Source organism: Lentzea sp. NPDC102401 (assembly GCF_044765805.1).
GTDB classification, from domain to species: Bacteria; Actinomycetota; Actinomycetes; order Mycobacteriales; family Pseudonocardiaceae; genus Lentzea; species Lentzea sokolovensis.
This window is the reverse complement of sequence record NZ_JBIWKS010000007.1, coordinates 67,693-87,552: the sequence shown is the minus strand read 5'-3', so window position 1 is coordinate 87,552 and position 19,860 is coordinate 67,693. Positions and strand designations below refer to the sequence as shown.

Genomic DNA, 19,860 nt, shown 5'->3' with positions numbered 1-19,860 from the left:
GCTTGCGGTACAACAGGTGCATGACCCGGTCCAAGGTCGGCGCGAACGACGTCGACGCGCTCACCGACGCCGTGCTCACCGCCTCGCGTCTGCTGGTAGCCGTGTCCGCGCGCTCGCTCGCGTCCTTCGAGGAGACCCTCACCCTGCCGCAGTTCCGGATGCTCGTCGTCCTGGACAGCAGAGGTGCGATGAAGCTCAGTTCGCTGGCCGAACTGCTCGACGTCAACCCGTCCACCGTGACCCGCATGGTCGACCGCCTCGTCGCGACCGGGATGATCGCACGTCAACCCAACCCGGCGACCCGCCGGGAGGTCGTCACCGAACTGACCGGCGAAGGGCGCCGGGTCGTGCGCGGTGTGACACGGCGGCGCCGTGCGGCGATCGGGAAGATCGTCGCGAAGATGCCTGAGGAAGAACGGCGGGGCCTCGTCGAGGCGCTCACCGCGTTCACGAAAGCAGGCGGCGAGCCCGCGGTGACCGCCGCCGACCTCGGCTGGATCTGACCGGACTCAGCCCAGCCACCTCCCGGCATCGATGGCCGCCGCCAACGACACCAGCGCGACCGCGGCCCCGACCACCACCTGGTTGATCTGCACCACCTGACTGACATCGGTACTCGCCAGGAACGCCGTCACGACGAGCGTCCCGGCGAGGCCGATGTTCACCGTGCGCAGCCCAGGAACGTCCAGTGGCGCCAAGGCGCGCAGCATTCCCGCCAGCATGACCAACACGGCCAGCCCCAGCGGAAGCCAGTACGGCCGGAAGAGATGTTGTGAGGCCTGGAAATCGAGAAGCGGCGGAGCGGCGATCAGCCACACGCCCGCGAGGAACGTGAAGGTTCCTGTTCTGGCTTCCGATCGCCGGCGTTGTTGTTCACGCACACGGCAATCTTTGCTCCAGGCAAGCGCGATCCCGACCGATCTCCGGCATCGTAGGGAGTTCGCAACGTCCGCCGCGGATCGGTTCCAGCAGCTCAGAACGGCGCGCGGCCGGGTTGCGGACGATCGAGCACGTTGCCGGTGGGCGGCAGCACGGAGGCGAGGATCCGGGTGCGGACGAACGGAAGGCCCGCGAGCCGGAACATCCAGTCGCGCAGCAGAATGCGCCACCTCGACGAGGGCGCCATCCACTCGGTGAACCGCCGGCCGAACTCCTGCGTGCGGATCACCGGTGGCCTCATCCGTTCCTGGTACCGCACAAGCGCCTCGGAGACGTCGCCACCCGCCAGTTCTTCCGCCAGCACGTGAACCCCCGTCATCGCGAGCGACGCGCCATGACCGGCGAACAACGAGACCGCGCCGCAGGCGTCCCCGACCAGCACGACCCGATCTCGATGCCACCTGTCCATCTCGACCTGTGCCGCCTGGTCGAAGTAGACGTCGCCGGACAACGCGCTCAGCAGTTTCGGCACCACCCCACCGAGGTCGCCGAACCGGCTGCGCAGTGCTGTCGCCGGATCGTCCGGCAACCTCCGATCCTCGTCGCGATAGAGGAAGAACGAGGCGAACCCTCCCTCACCCACCGCGTAGCTGCCGATCATGCGGTTCGGCATCGTGAGCATCTGGTACCGCTCGCCGATGCTCCTGCTCAGTTCGCCGTCGTGTCCGGAGAACGCCGCGACGTGGTAGCCGAGGTAGCGGACGAACTGCTCTTCCGGTCCGAACATCAGCTCCCGCACCCGTGAGTGGACACCGTCTGCACCGACGAGGAGATCCACCTCTTCGACTGTGCCGTTGGTCAGCAGCACACGGATTCGACAGTCCATCCGCTCGACGGCCTCCACCGTCATGCCGAACCGGATCGGGGCGCCGACGCCATCGCGCAACACGCTGGCCAGATCACCGCGCAACAAGCTGATCATGCCGCCGGCCACACCCGCGTACGTCGCGGCGCCGAGCTCGCTTCTCCGTCGTCCCCGCTCGTCCACGGAGGTGATGCTCTCGATACGGGCGCGATGGCGCTCCAGCTCCGGCTGCATCCCCATGCGTTCCGCCACTTCGTGACCCGGACCGAAGAAGTCGATCATGTAACCGCCGGCGCGGAACTCCGGCGCCCGCTCCACGACCTCTACCTCCCACCCGATGCGTTCCAGCCACCACGCGGTGGTCAGGCCCGCGATCCCCGCCCCGACGATCAACGCTCGCACTGCCGCCACCCCCGATCAGGAGCACCCTCGACTGGGCACCTGCCCAAGTCAACCACAATCTTTGCACAGTGCAACCTTTGCATCGGCGTCGGACACTGGCTGCGGCACGGTCACGATCTCCGATCCGGGGCGAGCGAAGAGAGACTTGCCGCACGAGACGCTGGGAGCTCCGCGGCGTCGCTGTGGCGGTCGATCACTCGAGCGATCAGCGTGGGTGTGCACCACGTGCCGCCGCTGCCCACGGTGGTTCTTGCCCCAGACGTCTGCTCGGACCCGAGAGGCTCACGGCCTGGACACTCGGCCACGCGGCACCGTCGCTGGCGGGGTGGCCCGCCGGTCTGTCGTCCGCGCGCCAAGTCAATCTTTGCCTCAAGCGATGGCGACGTGACACATCGCAGGGAAAACAGGAAATCCGCGAACGGTGACTCCAGGCACCAATCAACTCCACGGCGTGGTGGCCTGGAGCACGGCCTCGGCCAACGCCGCCGTCCGCAGCCGCGTCACCTCCTGGTACTCGGGGTCGGCGACCATGCGGCTGAACGCGGTCCGGTCCGGATACCGCACGATGATCACGGCGTCCCAACTCTGCCCGTCCTCTGCCACCAGCACCGTGGAGCCGGTCCCGGCGTACAGGACTTCACCGCCGTAGCGGGGTAGGAACGTCTCGCTCAGACGACGCGCGTATTCGCGATAGGACTCGGCGCCGCCCTCCGCGAATCGCAACAGGTTCAGCATCACCAGCGGCTCGCCCGAGTCCTCGGCGAGCAGTCGCTTCAAGTCCACACCACGGGGATCGACGGCCATGTGCCCAGCATGCCTCCACAAGTTGCCGCGCGCATCAGTGGTTCCGCCGTCCGGCACCCGCCGGCCCGCGATCGGAGCCGTCCGCCCGCTTACCTCGCCTGCGGGCCCACAACGCTCCTCCTGCCGCCAATGCGACGAGCACGACGAGGAAGGGCACGGGGCCGATCGCGGTGAGCCACTGCACGAGCATTCCTTGAAGTCGTCCGGCGCCGTCGACCAGCGGATCGGACGGATCAGCCCCGCCCAGGAACAGGCGCAGCTCGTAGACGCCGTAGTACGCGACGTACAGGCCGACGAGTACGAGCAGCACTCCGCCCAGCCGGGCCGCGTGCGGCAGCAACGACCGCGCCCGGCGAGTCATCACGTCACTGGCCAGCGCGGTGCCGATGGCGAGCACCGTCACCACCAGACCCATGCCCGCCGCGTAGGCGAGGAACGCCGAAACGCCCTCCAGCAGGTCACCACCGCGCAGCGTCGACCCCGCCACCGCCAGGAACGGACCGATCGTGCACGACAACGACGCGATCGCATATGCGACGCCATAGCCGAACATCGACCCGACGTGCCGGTTGGGCGCTCCCCTGGCCGGTTTCGGCACCAGCAGGCTGATCTCTCGGCCCATCAGCAGCAGGACACCCACCACGACCAGCGCGAGTCCGATGAGGACGGTCACGAAGGGCAGATATCGCTGCACCGACGACGCGAGCAACGAGAACGCCACGCCGAACACGCCGAACACGACGACGAAGCCGAGCGTCATCATGAGACTCGACACGACCGCGCGAGTGAGCAGCCGTGCCCGCGACTGCTCACTCGCGCCCGTCACGACCAGCGCGAGGTAAGCGGGCAGCATCGCGAACCCGCACGGGTTGACCGTGGCGACCATGCCGGCCACCACGGCCACGAGCAGCGTCTGCGTCACGCCAGCCGGCCCAGCCGCTGCCGCAGGTCGTCCTCGGACAGCTGGCTGGTCACGACCTCCACCTGACCGGAGGCGTCGATGAACGCGTAGGCAGGCTGCGCGGTGACGCCGAACCGCTTCCACACCGCGCTGTCGACGTCCGCGACGTGCTGGAACGACTGGAGGCCGAAGCGCTGCACGAACTGCTGCATCGCCGGGACCTGGTCCAGTGCCGCGACCCCGAGGAACGTCACCTTCCCGCCCAGGTCCCTCGCCGCCGCGGCCATACCGGGCGCCTCGCGCTGACACTTCGGGCACCACGGCGCCCAGAACCACAGCACGACGGGCTTGCCGGCGAGGTCCGCACCGGAGATGTCCTTGCCGTCCACGGTCTTGGCGGTGAAGTTCAGTTGCTCGGGCACGGACGCCGCCCCGGTCGCCGGTGTGGGGGCGCCGGTCGCGGAGGTGGTCGGCGTTGTCTGCGCCGGTTCGGGAGCACCTGTGGGACCACCGCAGGCGGCCACCATCGCGACCAGGACGAGCGCCCCTGCCAGAACACGCATTTCGGACATGAGCCGATCCTTCCGCATGATCGGCCGCACGGATGTTACGAACCGCTGACGCCCGATCCGGAGGCGACGTCGACCGCAGGGCTCGCCGGCACCGCGTTGTCCATTTCAGTCGTTGAGGTGGTGTCACCACTCACACGCAGGTGAACCTGGGATCTCCGCTCTCGCGTAACGGTAGAGTCAGGTCGGCGCAGAGCGGTCCGGTCAACGTCGACCACGGTCCAGACAGGCCGCTGACCAGCGCCATCTCTCCCCCGCCAGCTCAGCCAGGAGCCGCCGCGTGTCTTACCCGCGTCACCGGCTTCCCGCACCTCCGCCCTAGGTCGGCGCCCCGACTTCGTGCGCGGCGTGAGCCTGCTCGTCGTCCGGTCTTCCGTTCCTCACCAATCCGCCCCTGTGCCCTGTGATGCAGGGCCTGAGCACGACAGGCTCATCGCTGACCATGTCCTCGAAGTCCACGTTCACGCTGCCGCGACCGGCTCGCCCTTCCTGGCTGTCGCCGAAGGTTCTGCGCACCGAGGTCCTCGCCGGGCTGGTGGTCGCGCTCGCGCTGATCCCCGAGGCGATCTCGTTCTCGATCATCGCCGGCGTCGATCCCGGTGTCGGCTTGTTCGCGTCGTTCACGATGGCGGTGGTGATCTCCGTCGTCGGCGGCCGGCCTGCGATGATCTCGGCCGCGACCGGCGCGATCGCCCTGGTCGTGGCTCCACTGACGCGGGAGCACGGGTTCGGCTACCTGATCGCCACCGTGATCCTCGGTGGGCTGATCCAGATCGCGCTCGGCTCCCTGGGCGTGGCGAAGCTGATGCGGTTCGTACCGCGCAGCGTCATGGTCGGCTTCGTCAACGCGCTGGCGATCCTGATCTTCCTCGCTCAGGTGCCGCAGCTGATCGACGTGCCATGGGCGGTCTACCCGCTGTTCGCGGGCGGACTGCTGATCATGGTGCTGTTCCCGAAGCTGACCAGGATCGTGCCCGCTCCCCTGGTGTCGATCATCGCGCTGACCGCGCTCACCATCGGTGCCGGCATCGCCGTGCCGACCGTGGGTGACGAAGGCAGGCTGCCGTCCTCGTTGCCGGTGCCGGGAATCCCGGACGTGCCGTTCACCTGGGCGACCCTGACGCTGATCCTGCCGTACGCGATCGCGTTCGCGCTGGTGGGACTGATGGAGTCGCTGATGACGGCCAAGCTGGTCGACGACATCACCGACACCCACTCGAACAAGACCCGCGAGTCGATCGGTCAGGGCATCGCCAACGTCGTCACCGGCTTCTTCGGCGGCATGGGCGGCTGCGCCATGATCGGTCAGACGATGATCAACGTGAAGACCTCCGGCGCCCGCACGCGACTCTCGACGTTCCTCGCCGGCACGTTCCTGATGATCCTGTGCATCGTGTTCGGCCCGGTCGTGTCCGACATCCCGATGGCCGCCCTGGTCGCGGTGATGGTGCTGGTCGCCTTCGGCACGTTCGACTGGCACTCCGTCGCTCCGGCCACGCTCAGGCGCATGCCCGCCGGCGAGATCAGCGTCATGGTCATCACCGTGGCCGTCGTCGTCGCCACCGACAACCTCGCGATCGGCGTCGTCGTCGGCACCATCACCGCGATGGTCATCTTCGCCCGCCGCGTCGCCCATCTCGTCACGGTCAGCCCAGTGCCCGACCCCGACGGCGAGCAGGCCACCTACACCGTCACCGGCGAGCTGTTCTTCGCCTCCAGCAACGACCTCGTCTACCAGTTCGACTACGCCGACGACCCGCAGCGCGTGGTGATCGACCTCGGCGCCGCCCACATCTGGGACGCCTCCTCCGTCGCCGCGCTCGACGCCATCACCACGAAGTACGCCGCCCGCGGCAAGACCGTCGAGATCATCGGCCTCAACACCCCGAGCGCGACCATGCACGGCACCCTGAGCGGCGAACTCGCCGGCAACCACTGAGAGGGAGTCCGGCGCAGAAGCCAGTGCCCCCGGCCGATCACGCGGGCGCATCTCGCACGGGGAAGCCTGATCGGCATTGCTGGAGTGCATGGATGTTCCTCAGGGTCACGATCGATTCGCTGATCTGGTGCGACACCCCTGGGGACGACCGCTACGTGCAAGTTGGTCCAGCGGGCTGAGGGTCATGCAACTGCGCCTTGAGCGGCATCGAGCAGATCGTGGTGCCGGCCGTGCCCGACAGGATCGCCTCGGCGTCGATCAGCGCACCGATCGCCGCGGCCGCACCTGTTGCCTGGACGAACCGCCGGCACGCCTCGATCTTCGGCCCCATCGAACCGGCCGGGAAGCTCAGCTGTTCCAGCTCCTCCAGGGCGAGGTCGTGCAGCGGTTCCTCGCTCGGCAGACCGAAGTCCGACATCACGGCGGACACGTCCGTCAGCAGAAGCAGACGGTCTGCCTTCAGCGCGACCGCGAGCTCTGCCGAGGTGAGGTCCTTGTCGACGACCGCCTCGACGCCACGTAGCTGCCCATCGTCGACAACCGGCGCTCCTCCCCCTCCGGCGCAGACCACGATCGTTCCGCCGCTCACCAACTGCTCGATCGACTCTTGTTCCACGAGGCGGACCGGTTCGGGCGACGGGACGACACGACGCCAGTGCGGGCCGTCCTCCGCGATGGACCAGTTGTTCTGCTGAGCCAGCCTGACGGCTCGGGCGCGGTCGTAGATCGGGCCGATGAACTTCGTCGGCGTGGCGAACGCCGGATCGGCGGCGTCGACGACGGTTTGTGTGACGACGGCGAGGATCGGCTTGCGGACGCCGGCGTTGCGCAGTGCCTGGGCCAGCCAGTAGCCGATCATGCCCTGGGTTTCGGCGCCGAGCGTGTCGAGCGGGTAGGGGCGGGTCAGGCAGGGGTCGGCTTCGCTTTCGAGCGCGAGCAGGCCGATCTGCGGGCCGTTGCCGTGGCACACGACGAGTTCGTGGTCCGCGGCCAGCGGCGCGAGTGCCCGCGCCGCTGCTTCGACGTGGTGCAGTTGCACCGTCGCGTCCGGCTTCTCGCCGCGAGTCAGCAGGGCGTTGCCGCCGAGGGCTACGACGATGCGCATCAGGAGGCCAGTCCGGCGACGAGGACCGCCTTGATGGTGTGGAGGCGGTTCTCGGCCTGGTCGAAGACGACCGAGTTCGGGGAGGAGAAGACCTCGTCGGTGACCTCGGCGCCCTCCAGGCCGTACTGGTCGTGGACGCGGCGGCCGACGGTCGTGGTGCGGTCGTGGATGGACGGCAGGCAGTGCAGGAACTTCGTGCCGGGCTTGCCTGTGGCCTTCATGAGCTCGGCGGTGACGCGGTAGGGCGTGAGCAGGGGCACGCGGGTGTCCCAGGCGTCCTGCGGGTCGCCCATGCTGACCCAGACGTCGGTGTAGATGAAGTCGGCGCCGGCGACGGCCTGTTCGGGGTCGTCGGTGACGAGCACGTGGGCGCCGCTTTCCGCGGCCAGCTCGTGGGCCTTGGCGATCACGTCGGCGGGTGGCTGCAGCTCGGCGGGCGCGGCGATGCGGACGTCCATGCCGAGCAGGGCGCCGGTGACGAGCAGCGAGCGAGCGACGTTGTTGTGGCCGTCGCCGACGAAGGCGAACTTGATGTCCTCGATCTCGCCGTCGAAGTTCTCGGTCATGGTGAGGATGTCGGCGAGCATCTGGGTGGGGTGCCAGGAGTCGGTGAGGCCGTTCCACACGGGCACTCCGGCGTGCTCGGCGAGCGTCTCGACGGTGTCCTGGGCGAAGCCGCGGAACTCGATGGCGTCGAACATGCGGCCGAGGACCCTGGCGGTGTCCGGAATGGACTCCTCGCGGCCCATGTGGGAGCCGGTCGGGTCGAGGTAGGTGACGTGGGCGCCCTGGTCGTGGGCGGCGACCTCGAAGGCGCAGCGGGTTCGGGTCGAGCTCTTCTCGAAGACCAGGGCGATGTTCTTGCCCTTCAGCAGCGGGTGTTCGGTGTGGGATGACTTGGCGCGCTTCAGCCCGCGCGCCTGGGAGACGAGGTCGAGGAACTTCTCCTTGGTGAGGTCGAGTTCCTTGAGCAGAGAGCCGGGGTGGCGCATTGCGGTGGTCCTTTCAGATGCCGTCGCGCTGGATCGGGCAGGTCATGCAGCGGGCGCCGCCCCTGCCGCGGCCGAGTTCGTTGCCGGGGATGGAGATGACCTCGATGCCGTGGTCGGCGAGCATGGTGTTGGTGACGGTGTTGCGCTCGTAGCCGACGACGACGCCGGGTGCGAGCGCGAGGAAGTTGTTGGCGTCGTCCCACTGTTCGCGTTCGGCGGCGCGGGCGTCCTCGTCCGCGCACAGCACGCGCAGGCCGTCGGCTCCGAGCATGTCGGCGATCGTCTCGAACACCGAGGACCGCTCCTCCACACGCAGGCCGGCCGAGCTGCGCTCGATCACCTCCTCCGCGTCGGCAGGTGTGATCACCCAGGTCCTGAGCGTCTCGGGGTCAAGGCCGGGGTACCGGACGAAGGTCTCCAGGTCGAGCATGGTCATGACCGTGTCGAGGTGCATGAGGGCGTGGGAACGGGGCAGTTGCACGGCGATCACGGAACTCGCCTGGCCGGTGCGGAACAGTTCGCGCGCAAGGATTTCCACTCCCATCGAAGTGGTCCGCTCCCCCATCCCGATCAGCACGGTGCCGCGTCCGAGAACGAGGATGTCGCCACCTTCCAGCGTTGCGGGCTGGTGGTTCGCGTCGTCCGCGCCGTAGTAGATCGGGAACATCGCATCGGCGAACAGCGGGTGATAGCGGTAGATCGCCTGGCAGTGCAGGGACTCGCGACGGCGAGCGGCTTTGGCCATCGGGTTGATGGTGACACCGCCGTAGATCCACGCTGAACTGTCGCGCGGAAACAGGGTGTTCGGCAGCGGCGGCAGGACGAAGTCGTCCAGGCCGAGGCTGTTCCAGCGCAGGCTGGGCACGCCGAGCGGGGACAGGTCGGCGCGAGTCACTCCGCCGACCAGGAGCTCGGCGAGCATCGGGGCGTCGACCTTCTCCGCGAACTCGCGCACCGGGCCGATCAACGTCGGTCCGAGCAGTTCAGGGGTGCAGACGCGGTCGAGCACGAACGCCCGCGCCTCGGGCAGCTCCAGGGTCTCGGCGAGCAGGGTGCCGGTGTGGTGCACGACGATCCCTCGATCGCGCAGCACCGCGGCGAACGCGTCGTGTTCTTCCTGGGCCTTCGACGCCCAGAGCACGTCGTCGAACAACAGCTCGTCGCAGTTGCGCGGGGTGAGCCTGCTCAGTTCGAGTCCCGGCCGGTGCACGATCACCTGACGCAGCGCACCGACCTCCGATCCGACGCCGAGGGTCATGACCCGGCCTCGCCGTACTCGCGGCGACCGACCTTCAGCCAGATGTAGAGCGGCACGCCCAGCAGCAGACAGACGACGCCGTAGTAGACGGCCTGGTAGCCGCTTCCGGCCAGCGCCCAGAAGGCGAAGGCGAGAGCCAGGACCGAAACGGTGCAGTCGCGCACGAGGTGTGGCCACTCGGCCCGGCGGCCTCGGACCAGCAGCCAGTACAGCTGCGCGGCGGCGCTGAACAGGTACGGCACGACGGCGGTGAACACCGACAGCAGCACGAGGGTGGTGAAGACCTGCTCGAAGTTGGTGTAGCTGACGACCACCAGCGCCGAGGCGAGCACCGTGGAACTGATGATGCCGAAGCTCGGGATGTCGCCCCGGGTCCGCAGGAACGCCTTCGGGAACAGGTTGTCCTTCGCCGCGGCCATCGGCATCTCGCCGATGATCAGGGTCCAACCGACCAGGCAGCCGATGCCGGACACCACAGCGGCGATCGCCACGGTCTGACCGGCCCACTGGCCGCCGAAGATGGCATTGGCGGCGTCGGTGAACGGCGCCGAGGTCTCGCGCAGCGCCGCGTTCGGCACGGTGCCGAAGACGGTGAAGGTGCCGAGGACGTAGACGACCGCGCAACCGATCGTGCCGTACACCGTGGCCCGCCCGACGTTGCGCTCGGGATCGCGCACGCGGCCGGCCGCCACCGACGCGGTCTCGATCCCGATGAAGCTGAACAGCGCGATCGCCGCCGCGGCCGAGATGGCGCCGCCGATCGAGGTACCGCTCGCGTTGAACGGCCCGAAGTTCGCCGACTTCACGAAAAGCAGGCCGACCGTGGCCATGAAGAGCAACGGCACGATCTTCAGCACCGTGAAGACGATCTGCGTGACGGCCATGCTCCGCAGTCCGGACAGGTTGACCAGAGCCGGAATCCACAGGCCCGCCAACGCGATCACGATGGACCAGCCCACCTGGTGCTCGGTGTTGACGAAGACCTCGACGTAGCCGACCAGCGCCACGACGATGGCCGCGTTGCCCGCCCACGCCGTGATCCAGTAACACCAGGCGTTGAGGAATCCCGCGAACTCGCCGAACGCCTCCCTGGCATACACGTACGGGCCGCCGGAGCCGCTGATGCGCTTGGCCAGCGCGCCAAAGGTCAGTGCGAGTGCCAGCGCGCCGATCGACACGAGGACGAACGCCACGAGACTGATCGGGCCGAACGCCGCGAGTGCGGTCGGCAGGCCGAACACGCCGGTTCCGATCACCGAACCGACCACCAGCGCGGTCGCGGTCGGCAGACCGAATCTGGACGGGCGTGGCCGGCTGCCCGGACCGGGCCGCGTGGCGGCCTCCGGCCCCGCTACGTCTGTGCTCACGGCGATCTCCTCACTCCGATGTGGACTCCTTCGCTGTGAGCAGCCTGCGCCGAGGCGCGCTGTCGTCCCACCTGCTCACGTCTCGTCGGCGCCGGGCACAAGGTCCCCACCCGCGCGGGACCCCTGTCTCTGCGCACCGCCCCGCCGCACGAGAAGCCTGGAAAGAAAGCCGACTCACGAGGAGGAACAGATGAAGGCGCTGGTCTACGGAGGCCCTGGCAAGCGCGAGTGGAAGGACGTGCCGAAGCCCGGGATCAAGGACCCGACCGACGCGGTCGTGCGCGTCACCGCGGTCACCATCTGCGGCACCGACCTGCACATCCTCAAGGGGGACGTGCCCGAGGTCGAGCCGGGCAGGATCCTCGGTCACGAGGCCGTCGGCGTGGTCGAGCAGGTCGGGGCGTCGGTCACGGGACTCAAGCCGGGCGACCGGGTGCTGATCTCCTGCATCTCCACGTGCGGACGCTGCCAGTACTGCCGCACCGGCAGCTACGGGCAGTGCCTCGGCGGGGGTGGCTGGATCCTCGGCCATCTGGTCGACGGTGTGCAGGCCGAGTACGTCCGGGTGCCGTTCGCCGACACCTCGACGCATCTCCTGCCCGCCGACGTCAGTGACACCGCTGCGGTGGTGCTCGCGGACATCCTGCCCACCGCCTACGAGGTCGGTGTGCTCAACGGGACCGTGAAGCCCGCGGACACCGTCGTGATCGTCGGTGCCGGGCCGATCGGGCTGGCCGCGATCCAGACGGCACAGCTCTACAGCCCCAGCCACATCGTCGCCGTCGACCTCGCGCCGTCACGGCTCGACGCGGCCAAGCAGTTCGGCGCCGACATCACCGCGTCGAGCGCCGAGGAGGCCGAGCGGATCGTCAAGGAGCTCACCGGCGGCCTGGGCGCCGACGTCGCGATCGAGGCGGTCGGAGTGCCGGACACGTTCGAGCTGTGCGCGAAGCTCGTGCGGCCAGGCGGCCACATCGCGAACGTCGGTGTGCACGGCAAGCCCGCCACGCTGCACCTGGAGAGCCTGTGGATCCGCAACATCACCATCACCACGGGGCTCGTGGACACCGTGTCCACGCCGACGTTGCTGCGGATGGTGGCGTCCGGCCGGATCGACGGAGAACGGTTCATCACGCACCGGTTCGCTCTCGGCGAGATGGAGCAGGCGTACGAGGTGTTCGAGAACGCGCGTGACAGCGGCGCCTTGAAAGTGGTTCTGCAGGCCTGACAAGAAGAAAGGCGCCGGGGATATCCCCGGCGCCTTTCCCATGTCCAGACGGCACGTCCTCACGGCGTGAGAGGCCGCTGAGCCCCCTGTGCGGAGCTCACCCTCCGTGCCAGGACCGCCTTCACGGCGGCATCGGCCAGCACCACGGCCGGCACCGTCGCGGCGGCGAGTGCCCAGCCGAGCGCAGACGGGGCATGCCCGCCGAGCAGGTCCGGTAGCGGTGGCACGAACAGGAACACCACGAGCAAGACGACCTCGAACGCCACCGCCCACAGCAGCAACCTGTTGCCGCGCAATCCAGTTCGCCACACCGGCCGGCTCACGCTGCGGCACGCGTAGGCGTTCGCCAACTGGCCGAGCACGATCGCGGTGAACGCGGTGCCCGACGCGGTCGCGAGCAACGTGGCGTCCGGGGCCTCTCCGAGCCGCCAGCCTCCCGCCACCAGCACGACCAGGAAGGCGAGCATCGACATCAGCGCCTCGGCGGGGCCGAGCACGCCGAAAACCCTGCGCAGCAAGGATCCGTCCACGAGCGAGCCGGTGCGCAGCCTGCCGCGCATCGTGTGCTCGTTCGGCGGCTCGGCGCCCAGGGCGAGCGCGGGAAGCAGGTCGGTGCCGATGTCCAGCGCCAGCACCTGGAGCACGGTGATCGCCAGCGGGATCGAGCCACCGGACAAAGCCCACACGACGAAGGGCGTGAGCTCGGCGACGTTGTCGGTCAGGTGGTAGGTGAGGAAGCGCCGGATGTTCGCGAACGTGGCACGGCCCTGCTCGACCGCGGCGACGATCGTGCCGAAGTGGTCGTCCAGCAGCACCAGGTCGGCCGCCTCGCGGGCCACGTCCGTGCCGGAGGAGCCCATGGCGATCCCGACATCGGCGGCGCGCAGTGCCGGGCCGTCGTTCACGCCGTCCCCGGTCATCGCGACCACATGTCCTCTGCGCTGCAACGCCATCGCGATGCGCAGCTTGTCCGCGGGCGTGACGCGGGCGACCACGACACCGTCGTGGTCCAGCAACGCGCCCAGCTCGTCCGGGTCGGCCGGCAGGGCGGAGCCCTCCACCACCAGGCGGTCGGGACCGAGCAGACCCACCTGTTCGGCGATGGCTCGAGCGGTGGCCGGGTGGTCGCCGGTGATCATGGCAAGGCGGATGCCCGCGGACCGGCACGACGCGATCGCCTCCTCGACGTCATCGCGCGGCGGATCCTGCAGGCCGACCAGGCCGAGGAGCTCGAGCCCCTGTTCGGCCTGCTGCCAGGAGTCCTCGTCACCCGGCCGCGCCGCCCTCCGTGCCACCGCCAGCACGCGCAACCCGCGCTGAGCCAGTGCCGCGATCGCGTCTTCGGCACCACGCGTCGTCACGCACAGCGGCAGGACCGTTTCCGGCGCACCTGTCACGTGCACACCGTCGGGGTCCACAACGGACGATCGACGGCGTCTGGGATCGAACGGGAACCGCACCGAGTCCGCCGACGGGTTGTCCACGCCCACGCGCGCGGCGAGGACGTGCAGGGCGACCTCCATCGGGTCTCCGACCGGGAGCCACCTGCCTCCTTCGTGGAGCACATGGGCGACCGGAGAGCAGCGTTTCGCGCTGGAGGCCAGCTCACGCACCTGTTCGATCGCCTGCGGAGTTCCGTTCACGGTGGCGGTCGGCTCGTAACCGGTGCCGTGCACGGTCACCTCGCCACGGGACGTCCACACGTGCACGACCGACATCTCGTTGCGGGTCAACGTGCCGGTCTTGTCGGTGCAGATGAACGTCGTCGCTCCCAGCGTCTCCACCGCGTCGAGCTTGCGCACCAACGCGTTCCGAGCTGCCATGTTCTGCGCCGCACGGGCCAGCGAGAGCGTGACGGTCGGCAGCAGCCCTTCCGGCACGAGCGCCACCGTGACGCCGATGGCGAACAGGAACCCTTCCGCGGGCGGGAGCCCGAGCAGGACCGCGATGCCGAAGAACACCGCACCCATCACGACAGCGAGCACCGCGACGACCACCACGACCTTGTGCAGCTGGGTCGCGAGCGGGCTGCGCGGCGGCTTGGCCTCCTGGGTGAGCGCCGCGATGCCGGCGAGCTTCGTGTGCCCGCCGATCGCGTTCACCAGCACCGCCGCCTCGCCTTCCGCGACGTAGGTGCCCGCGTAGACCTGCTGCCCGGCAACAGGTCTCGTCGGCACGCTCTCACCGGTCAGCATCGACTCGTCGACGGCGAGCCCCGAAGCGGTGAGCACCTCGCCGTCGGCGCAGATCCGCGCACCGGGCTCCAGCAACAGCTCGTCGCCGACGACCAGTTCGGAGGCGTCGATCTGGCTGAGATGGCCGTCCCTGCGCACCGTGGCGCGCAACGGCATCAGGTCACGCAAGCGCTGCGCCGCGCGGTCGGCCCGGTATTCCTGGGCGAACGCGAAAGCACCGTTGAGCACCACCACCACCGCGATCGCCACGGCCAAGGCGGGCATGCCCGCGATGAACGCGAGCACCGCGGCGGCCCACAGCATCAGCGCGAAGAAGTGCACCAACTGCTCGACCAGCAACAGCAGCGGATGCCGCCGACGTGCCCGCGGCAGCTCGTTCGGCCCGTCGTCATGCAGTCGCCTCGCCGCTTCGGCAGAGGAAAGTCCCGTTGTCGCGACAGTCATAAATGCATCTCACTGGGGCTGGCGAGCAGCGCACAGGGCACGACGTCCCTCCGGGCCGGGACCAATGCGCACCATCCCGCACCGGGCGCACGACCCTGTTCCCGCAGCCGTGCCGGCCCGACGCTGGTCGACATGAACACCGACAGCTACATCGCCTTCCTCCTCGTCAGCACGCTGCTGGTCGTCGTCGACGCCGCGATCATCACGATCAGCGGCCGCAAGTACCTCGGCGACAACGCGAACCGCGGCATGAGCGTGGCCGCGAGCTGGCTCACCACCACGTTGTTCACGCTGATCGTGCTCGGCCTCGTCGCCCTGGTCTCCACGGTCGACCTGCCGGTCGAAGGCGAACTGCAGAAGCTCGTGACCAAGCTCGGAATCGTGCTGCTCCTACTGGCGGTGGCACACGCGATCACGATGACCGTCCTCGCCCGTTACCGCGGCGAGGAACGTCAGGAGCAGTTCGCCGAAGAACTGACCGAACAACGCCGCGGCCACACCCACCCACCCGAGGTGTCGCAGTCCATCGAGCACCACGAACCCTATTCGACGCCCTAGAGGCACAGGTGAACCGCCACGGCAACAACGATGACCGAGCTCGATTCCCTCCCACTGTTCGCGAAGCTGTCGCACGCCCAACGCGCGGCGATCGCGGGAGTCAGCCGAGTCGAGACCTACGCGCAGGAGACCCGGCTGTTCGACGAAGGCGGGCTCGCCGATCAGTGCTGGGTGGTGGTGTCCGGGTGCGTCGTCGTGGACGCCCTCGCACCGGGACGCGGGCGGGTCGGAGTGCAGAGCATCGGACCTGGGTGAGCTCCCCGGATGGTCGTGGCTGGTCTCACCGCACCGGTGGCACTTCGGCGCGCTGCTGAACCGCCTGCAGGCCAGCAGAATTCGCCTGCTCGACCTCTCCCGCAATCCTTCGTGAGGTGTGAGTGCCGGGGTCGCGGTGACGACGGAACCGGGCACCTTCGTCACGTGCGCACAACGCGAGAAGTCCGTCAGCCGCTGGTCGAACCCGAACATCCGGCCTAGTTCACCGAGCAGCAGGAACACCACGAGCGAGCCCCACCACGGAGCCGTCTCCGAAAGATGACCGGCGCTGTTCGTCGTCACGGCGAGCCGCGCCGTGTTCGTTGTGGACGGTGGAACGCCGGACCGATCGGCTCCGGCAGCGCGGAAGGGAGAACGTCGAACTCAGGTAGATCAGCGCCGCGGTCAGAGGTGTTCGAGCAGCCCGGCGACCTCTGTCGGATGCGCCACCGGGCTGGCGGATTTGCTGCCGTTGCTCCACCCGAGATCCTCGTGCCAGCGCAGCACCGGACCCCGGTCGGTGACGAGCTCGCCCTGCATCGGATGCACGGGCGAGAGTTCGAGGACGATCTGTGAAACGTCGACACCTTCGCACGCGAGCCGTTGGACGACCTCGTCGAAGTACTTCGTCACGGTGACCGGGGTGCGCCTGATGGCGGTGTGCCGCATCGGACATCCTCAGCTAGGGAGTGTGGCGGCTCTACTCTGCGACGTGTCGCGCTCCAGTCACAGGGACGAAGGTCCCGTCGTCAAAGGGACCAACCGAGGCGTCCGAACAGATCGACCCCCGAGGACAGCCACACCCCGGCGGTGTACGGAGCTCGTCCGCCTCTGCGCCGCCTGCTGAGCCGCGTCGAGATGGCCGGGCGTCAGCCCCGTGCCGATCTCGGCGGGCAGCGGGCCGAGATCACCGTGAGCGGACAGCCCCCGGCGGCGGGCCTCGTCGGCGGCCCAGATCAGCGCGGCCTGGGGCGGCGGATGACCCCAAGCACGCCGGATGCCCCGTTGTCGTGATTCCATCTCGCGCGGTGGAAGGCTAGCCCCACGTAGAACGAAGGTCGCCTCCCCCGGTGGGAGGCGACCTTCGTCGTGGTTCGTCAGTTGTGCATCTTCAGCAGGCGGGTGTGCAGCTGGTCGTGCACCTCGTCGACCGCCTCGGCGAACGTGGCGGCCTCTGCCTGTGCGGGCAACGAGGTGCCGTTGACGTCGAGGTTCACCCGAACCGCGATCGTGCGCGGTCCGGGCCGGGTCACCCGCACCCGCGCGAACGCCACCGGCGCGGGTGCGTAGCGGCTGAGCGGGGCGATCTTGTCGTGCGCGTACTGCCTGGCCTCGGCGGGTACTCCATCACCGAGCTCCACCACGACGTTGTCGATCTCGGTCGCGCCTGCGTGCTTCATCGAACACCTCCATAGGTCCTGATGCGTGCACAGTCGTCGAACTCGATCACCCCGCGACAGGTGCCAAGGGGGCGTGCGGACAGGGACCCGGGTCCCTGGTCCCCTGATCGACCAGGTCAGCATCGTGAGAGCACACCGAACACGGGAGACGGAGGAAGTCGTCCGCGCCACCGGTCTCCGAAACTCGGGGATCAGGTCCTTCTGCCCCAGTGGAAGTAGGCGATCGGGCCGGCGAAGTTCACCAGGATCGCCAGCGCCCACCACAGTTTCCTGCCCCGCACGAACTGCGCCGGCCGCAGCGCCAGGTCGGTCCAGGCCGCCGCGGCGAGGGTGGCCTCGACGACCCCGGTCGCCACCGCCGTCCTGCGCTGCCACACAGTCAGTTCGCTCCAATGCTTCCTTCTCATCAGGTCTTCGCCTCCTTCACGACCACGGCGGGGAGGGCCGCGTGGTGCAGGCAATGTGCGTTGACAGAGCCGAGCAGTACCTCGGCGAGCCGGCCATCAGCCGAAGATCTCGGTCTGGCGCGGCGGCTTCGAATCGTCCCACTCCGGCCTCAGGTTGTTGTGGACCTCCACCACACCGGGCATCGACCGCACGACGTGTTCCGCGATCTCGATCTCGCTGCGCCGCTCCAACCGGCCGCTCAACGTGACGACGCCTCGGGAGACGGTGACGCCGATGGTCAGCGGGTCGACCCACAGCGTCCGGCCGAACACCTCGTCCTGAATCTCGCGACGCAGGTCGGCGTCCTCCCGGACGAACAGCTGCAACAGGTCCCGGCGGGACAGCACGCCGACCAGCACGCCGTCGCCGTCGACCACGAACAGCCTGCGCACGCCCGCGGTGGCGAGCTCGCGGGCCGCCCTGCTCGCCGGGGTGTCCGGGGTCGTGGTCCACACCGGAGAGGTCATGACGTCCCGGGCGGTGAGCCCGGCGGACTGCGTCCAGCGGTGCTTCTCCGCGCGTCCGGCGAAGAAGCCGGGAGGCTCCTCGGCTCCCGCCCGGAACTCCTCCTTCGGCAGCAGGTCCGCCTCGGAGACCACGCCGACGGGCCGGTCGTCCTCGACCACCGGCAGCGCACTGATCCTGTTGTCCCCGAGCAGTCGCACGAGGTCCTGGAACGGGGTGTCCGGGCTCGCACCGATGACCTCGGCGGTCATCAGTGAGGCCACGGTGGGTTCGCGCATGACAGTCCTCCGCAAGTCGCCGGTGTCCGTGCACCCAGCGTTCATCCACGCCGGGCACCCGCGACACGTGCGAAAGCCGGTGCCGGTACGGGACGAAGGGCTCTGCGCGACGGCATCCCGCACTGGGCACGCTGATCAGCGAACCCACCCGAGGAGCAGCTCATGAACGACAAGTCCCGCATCGTCGTCGGCGTCGACGGCTCCCCCGCCGCGCGGGGAGCGCTCGCTTGGGCCGTCGCGGAGGCCAAACGCACCAACGCGTCCGTCCTGGCGCTGTCGGTCTGCCAGCTGAACCCCTCGCTCGACGAGGGCATCGATCCGTTCAGCGAAAGGCACCGCCACGACCTGGAGGCCGCCTTGGAGTCACTCGGCCCGTCAGTGCTCGACGTGCGCATCGACGCGGAGGTGCCGCAGGGCGTGGCGGGTCCGGTGCTGGTGCAGCGTTCCGCCGATGCGGCCTGCCTCGTCGTCGGCGAACACGGCTCGCACAGGGCGGACGTGCTGGTGATGAGCTCCGTCACGAGTTACTGCCTGCGGCATGCCCTTTGTCCCGTCGTCGTGGTCCCGTTGGAAGGAGCGCACCATGACGGTCCTCTCATGCTCCGGCCTGAGCCGCAGGTTCGGTGACGTCCAGGCCGTCGACGACGTCTCGTTCACGATCGCGGAAGGCGAGACCTACGGCCTGCTCGGACCCAACGGCGCCGGCAAGACCACCACCATCTCGATGATCACCGGTGTGCTCGAACCGGACGCCGGTGAGGTGGTCGTCGCCGGCGAGCCGATGTCGACGCGGGCCATCGCCGCCAAACGGCTGGTCGGCTACGTGCCACAGGAGCTCGCGCTCTACCCGGACCTCACCGGCCGGGAGAACCTGCGGTTCTTCGCGAGCCTCTACGGCGCCGCCCGTTCCCGCGTCGACCACGTGCTCGACGTGGTCGGCCTCACCGACCGCGCGGGCGACCTGGCCCGCGAGTACTCCGGCGGCATGAAACGGCGGCTGAACGTGGCGATCGGGCTGCTGCACGAACCGCGTCTGCTGGTGCTCGACGAGCCCACCGCGGGCGTCGATCCGCAGAGCCGCAACCAGATCATGGACAACGTCCGGGCGCTCGCCGCCGAGGGCATGGCGATCCTCTACACCACGCACTACATGGAGGAGGCCGAACGGCTCTGCGACCGGGTCGGCGTGATCGACTCCGGGCGGCTCATCGCCGAGGGCACCCGCCGGGAACTGGTGGAGCAACTCGGTGAACGGGACCGGATCTCGTTGCTGCTGGACGGAGATCTCGTCCATGCCGCGACGATGCTCGGCGACCTGCGCGACGTGAAGAGCGTGGCGGTGCACGGGCACGGCCTCGAACTCGTCGTCGACGACGCGCGGGAATGCCTGCCGGTCGTGTTGTCGGCGATCTCCTCCAACGGGGCCGTGGTGCGCTCCGTCGAGGTGGCCGAGCCCAACCTGGAGACCGTCTTCCTGCACCTCACCGGCAAAGCGCTGCGGGAGTGACC

General features: G+C 68.9%; 22 protein-coding genes. 8 read left to right on the top strand and 14 right to left on the bottom strand.

Going from position 1 to position 19,860, the window contains the following annotated elements:
- The first annotated feature begins 20 nt into the window (after positions 1-20).
- Positions 21-503, top strand: a complete 483-nt coding sequence (locus ACIRG5_RS24580; protein WP_402908370.1) for a MarR family winged helix-turn-helix transcriptional regulator — start codon at positions 21-23, stop codon at positions 501-503.
- A gap of 6 nt (positions 504-509) precedes the next feature.
- On the opposite strand, the gene ACIRG5_RS24575 is transcribed toward ACIRG5_RS24580, so the two are convergent.
- From ACIRG5_RS24575 to ACIRG5_RS24555, 5 genes are all read right to left on the bottom strand, one after another.
- Entirely contained in the window at positions 510-818 is a 309-nt protein-coding gene (locus tag ACIRG5_RS24575; RefSeq protein ID WP_402908368.1) for a hypothetical protein, read from the bottom strand.
- Between the two features lie 155 nt (positions 819-973).
- Positions 974-2,146: an FAD-dependent oxidoreductase gene (locus tag ACIRG5_RS24570; RefSeq protein WP_402908366.1), complete on the bottom strand. Its 1,173-nt coding sequence runs from the start codon at positions 2,144-2,146 to the stop codon at positions 974-976.
- A gap of 438 nt (positions 2,147-2,584) precedes the next feature.
- Positions 2,585-2,950: a DUF1330 domain-containing protein gene (locus tag ACIRG5_RS24565; RefSeq protein ID WP_402908364.1), complete on the bottom strand. Its 366-nt coding sequence runs from the start codon at positions 2,948-2,950 to the stop codon at positions 2,585-2,587.
- 34 nt (positions 2,951-2,984) lie between these two features.
- On the bottom strand, positions 2,985-3,872 hold the full coding sequence (locus ACIRG5_RS24560) for a cytochrome c biogenesis CcdA family protein (protein ID WP_402908362.1): 888 nt from the start codon (positions 3,870-3,872) through the stop codon (positions 2,985-2,987).
- Positions 3,869-4,423: a redoxin domain-containing protein gene (locus tag ACIRG5_RS24555; protein WP_402908360.1), complete on the bottom strand. Its 555-nt coding sequence runs from the start codon at positions 4,421-4,423 to the stop codon at positions 3,869-3,871. The genes ACIRG5_RS24560 and ACIRG5_RS24555 overlap by 4 nt, the downstream gene beginning before the upstream one ends.
- A gap of 439 nt (positions 4,424-4,862) precedes the next feature.
- On the opposite strand from ACIRG5_RS24555, the gene ACIRG5_RS24550 reads away from it, so the two are divergent.
- Complete coding sequence (locus ACIRG5_RS24550) at positions 4,863-6,359, top strand: SulP family inorganic anion transporter (RefSeq protein ID WP_402908358.1); 1,497 nt, start codon at positions 4,863-4,865, stop codon at positions 6,357-6,359.
- Positions 6,360-6,510: 151 nt separating this feature from the next.
- On the opposite strand, the gene ACIRG5_RS24545 is transcribed toward ACIRG5_RS24550, so the two are convergent.
- The 4 genes from ACIRG5_RS24545 to ACIRG5_RS24530 are packed head-to-tail and all read right to left on the bottom strand — an operon-like array spanning position 6,511 to position 11,081.
- The gene (locus ACIRG5_RS24545; protein WP_402908356.1) at positions 6,511-7,464 is read right to left on the bottom strand and encodes a carbamate kinase; all 954 of its coding nucleotides are present in this window, start codon (positions 7,462-7,464) and stop codon (positions 6,511-6,513) included.
- Positions 7,464-8,456, bottom strand: coding sequence for an ornithine carbamoyltransferase (argF, locus tag ACIRG5_RS24540; RefSeq protein WP_402908354.1), 993 nt, complete (start codon positions 8,454-8,456; stop codon positions 7,464-7,466). The genes ACIRG5_RS24545 and argF overlap by 1 nt, the downstream gene beginning before the upstream one ends.
- 13 nt (positions 8,457-8,469) lie before the next feature.
- Complete coding sequence (locus ACIRG5_RS24535; protein ID WP_402908352.1) at positions 8,470-9,714, bottom strand: arginine deiminase; 1,245 nt, start codon at positions 9,712-9,714, stop codon at positions 8,470-8,472.
- A complete protein-coding gene (locus ACIRG5_RS24530; protein ID WP_402908350.1) occupies positions 9,711-11,081 on the bottom strand; it encodes an APC family permease in 1,371 nt (456 codons plus the stop codon). Before ACIRG5_RS24530 ends, ACIRG5_RS24535 begins: the two co-directional genes overlap by 4 nt.
- A gap of 190 nt (positions 11,082-11,271) precedes the next feature.
- Between ACIRG5_RS24530 and ACIRG5_RS24525 the strand changes: the two genes are divergently transcribed.
- Entirely contained in the window at positions 11,272-12,309 is a 1,038-nt protein-coding gene (locus ACIRG5_RS24525) for a zinc-dependent alcohol dehydrogenase family protein (RefSeq protein WP_402908348.1), read from the top strand.
- A gap of 59 nt (positions 12,310-12,368) precedes the next feature.
- Here the strand turns inward: ACIRG5_RS24525 and ACIRG5_RS24520 are convergent, their stop codons facing one another.
- Positions 12,369-14,948 (bottom strand): cation-translocating P-type ATPase, encoded by a 2,580-nt coding sequence (locus tag ACIRG5_RS24520; RefSeq protein ID WP_402908346.1) that lies wholly within the window; start codon positions 14,946-14,948, stop codon positions 12,369-12,371.
- 132 nt (positions 14,949-15,080) lie between these two features.
- On the opposite strand from ACIRG5_RS24520, the gene ACIRG5_RS24515 reads away from it, so the two are divergent.
- A complete protein-coding gene (locus ACIRG5_RS24515) occupies positions 15,081-15,506 on the top strand; it encodes a hypothetical protein (RefSeq protein WP_402908344.1) in 426 nt (141 codons plus the stop codon).
- Between the two features lie 30 nt (positions 15,507-15,536).
- Positions 15,537-15,761: a hypothetical protein gene (locus ACIRG5_RS24510; protein WP_402908342.1), complete on the top strand. Its 225-nt coding sequence runs from the start codon at positions 15,537-15,539 to the stop codon at positions 15,759-15,761.
- Between the two features lie 405 nt (positions 15,762-16,166).
- On the opposite strand, the gene ACIRG5_RS24505 is transcribed toward ACIRG5_RS24510, so the two are convergent.
- Positions 16,167-16,430, bottom strand: coding sequence for a hypothetical protein (locus ACIRG5_RS24505; RefSeq protein ID WP_402908340.1), 264 nt, complete (start codon positions 16,428-16,430; stop codon positions 16,167-16,169).
- A gap of 141 nt (positions 16,431-16,571) precedes the next feature.
- Here ACIRG5_RS24505 and ACIRG5_RS24500 point away from each other — a divergent pair, with 141 nt between their 5' ends.
- On the top strand, positions 16,572-16,775 hold the full coding sequence (locus ACIRG5_RS24500; protein WP_402908338.1) for a hypothetical protein: 204 nt from the start codon (positions 16,572-16,574) through the stop codon (positions 16,773-16,775).
- An 83-nt stretch (positions 16,776-16,858) separates the two neighbouring features.
- On the opposite strand, the gene ACIRG5_RS24495 is transcribed toward ACIRG5_RS24500, so the two are convergent.
- From ACIRG5_RS24495 to ACIRG5_RS24485, 3 genes are all read right to left on the bottom strand, one after another.
- Positions 16,859-17,161: an HPF/RaiA family ribosome-associated protein gene (locus tag ACIRG5_RS24495; protein ID WP_402908336.1), complete on the bottom strand. Its 303-nt coding sequence runs from the start codon at positions 17,159-17,161 to the stop codon at positions 16,859-16,861.
- Between the two features lie 191 nt (positions 17,162-17,352).
- Positions 17,353-17,568: a PLDc N-terminal domain-containing protein gene (locus ACIRG5_RS24490; protein ID WP_402908334.1), complete on the bottom strand. Its 216-nt coding sequence runs from the start codon at positions 17,566-17,568 to the stop codon at positions 17,353-17,355.
- Positions 17,569-17,664: 96 nt separating this feature from the next.
- Complete coding sequence (locus ACIRG5_RS24485; protein ID WP_402908332.1) at positions 17,665-18,351, bottom strand: CBS domain-containing protein; 687 nt, start codon at positions 18,349-18,351, stop codon at positions 17,665-17,667.
- Between the two features lie 162 nt (positions 18,352-18,513).
- On the opposite strand from ACIRG5_RS24485, the gene ACIRG5_RS24480 reads away from it, so the two are divergent.
- Together ACIRG5_RS24480 and ACIRG5_RS24475 are read left to right on the top strand one after the other, a co-directional pair.
- Positions 18,514-18,978 carry a universal stress protein gene (locus tag ACIRG5_RS24480; protein WP_402908330.1) on the top strand — a complete coding sequence of 155 codons (465 nt, stop codon included), beginning with the start codon at positions 18,514-18,516 and terminating at the stop codon, positions 18,976-18,978.
- Entirely contained in the window at positions 18,935-19,858 is a 924-nt protein-coding gene (locus ACIRG5_RS24475; protein WP_402908328.1) for an ATP-binding cassette domain-containing protein, read from the top strand. Before ACIRG5_RS24480 ends, ACIRG5_RS24475 begins: the two co-directional genes overlap by 44 nt.
- Positions 19,859-19,860 lie beyond the last annotated feature (2 nt).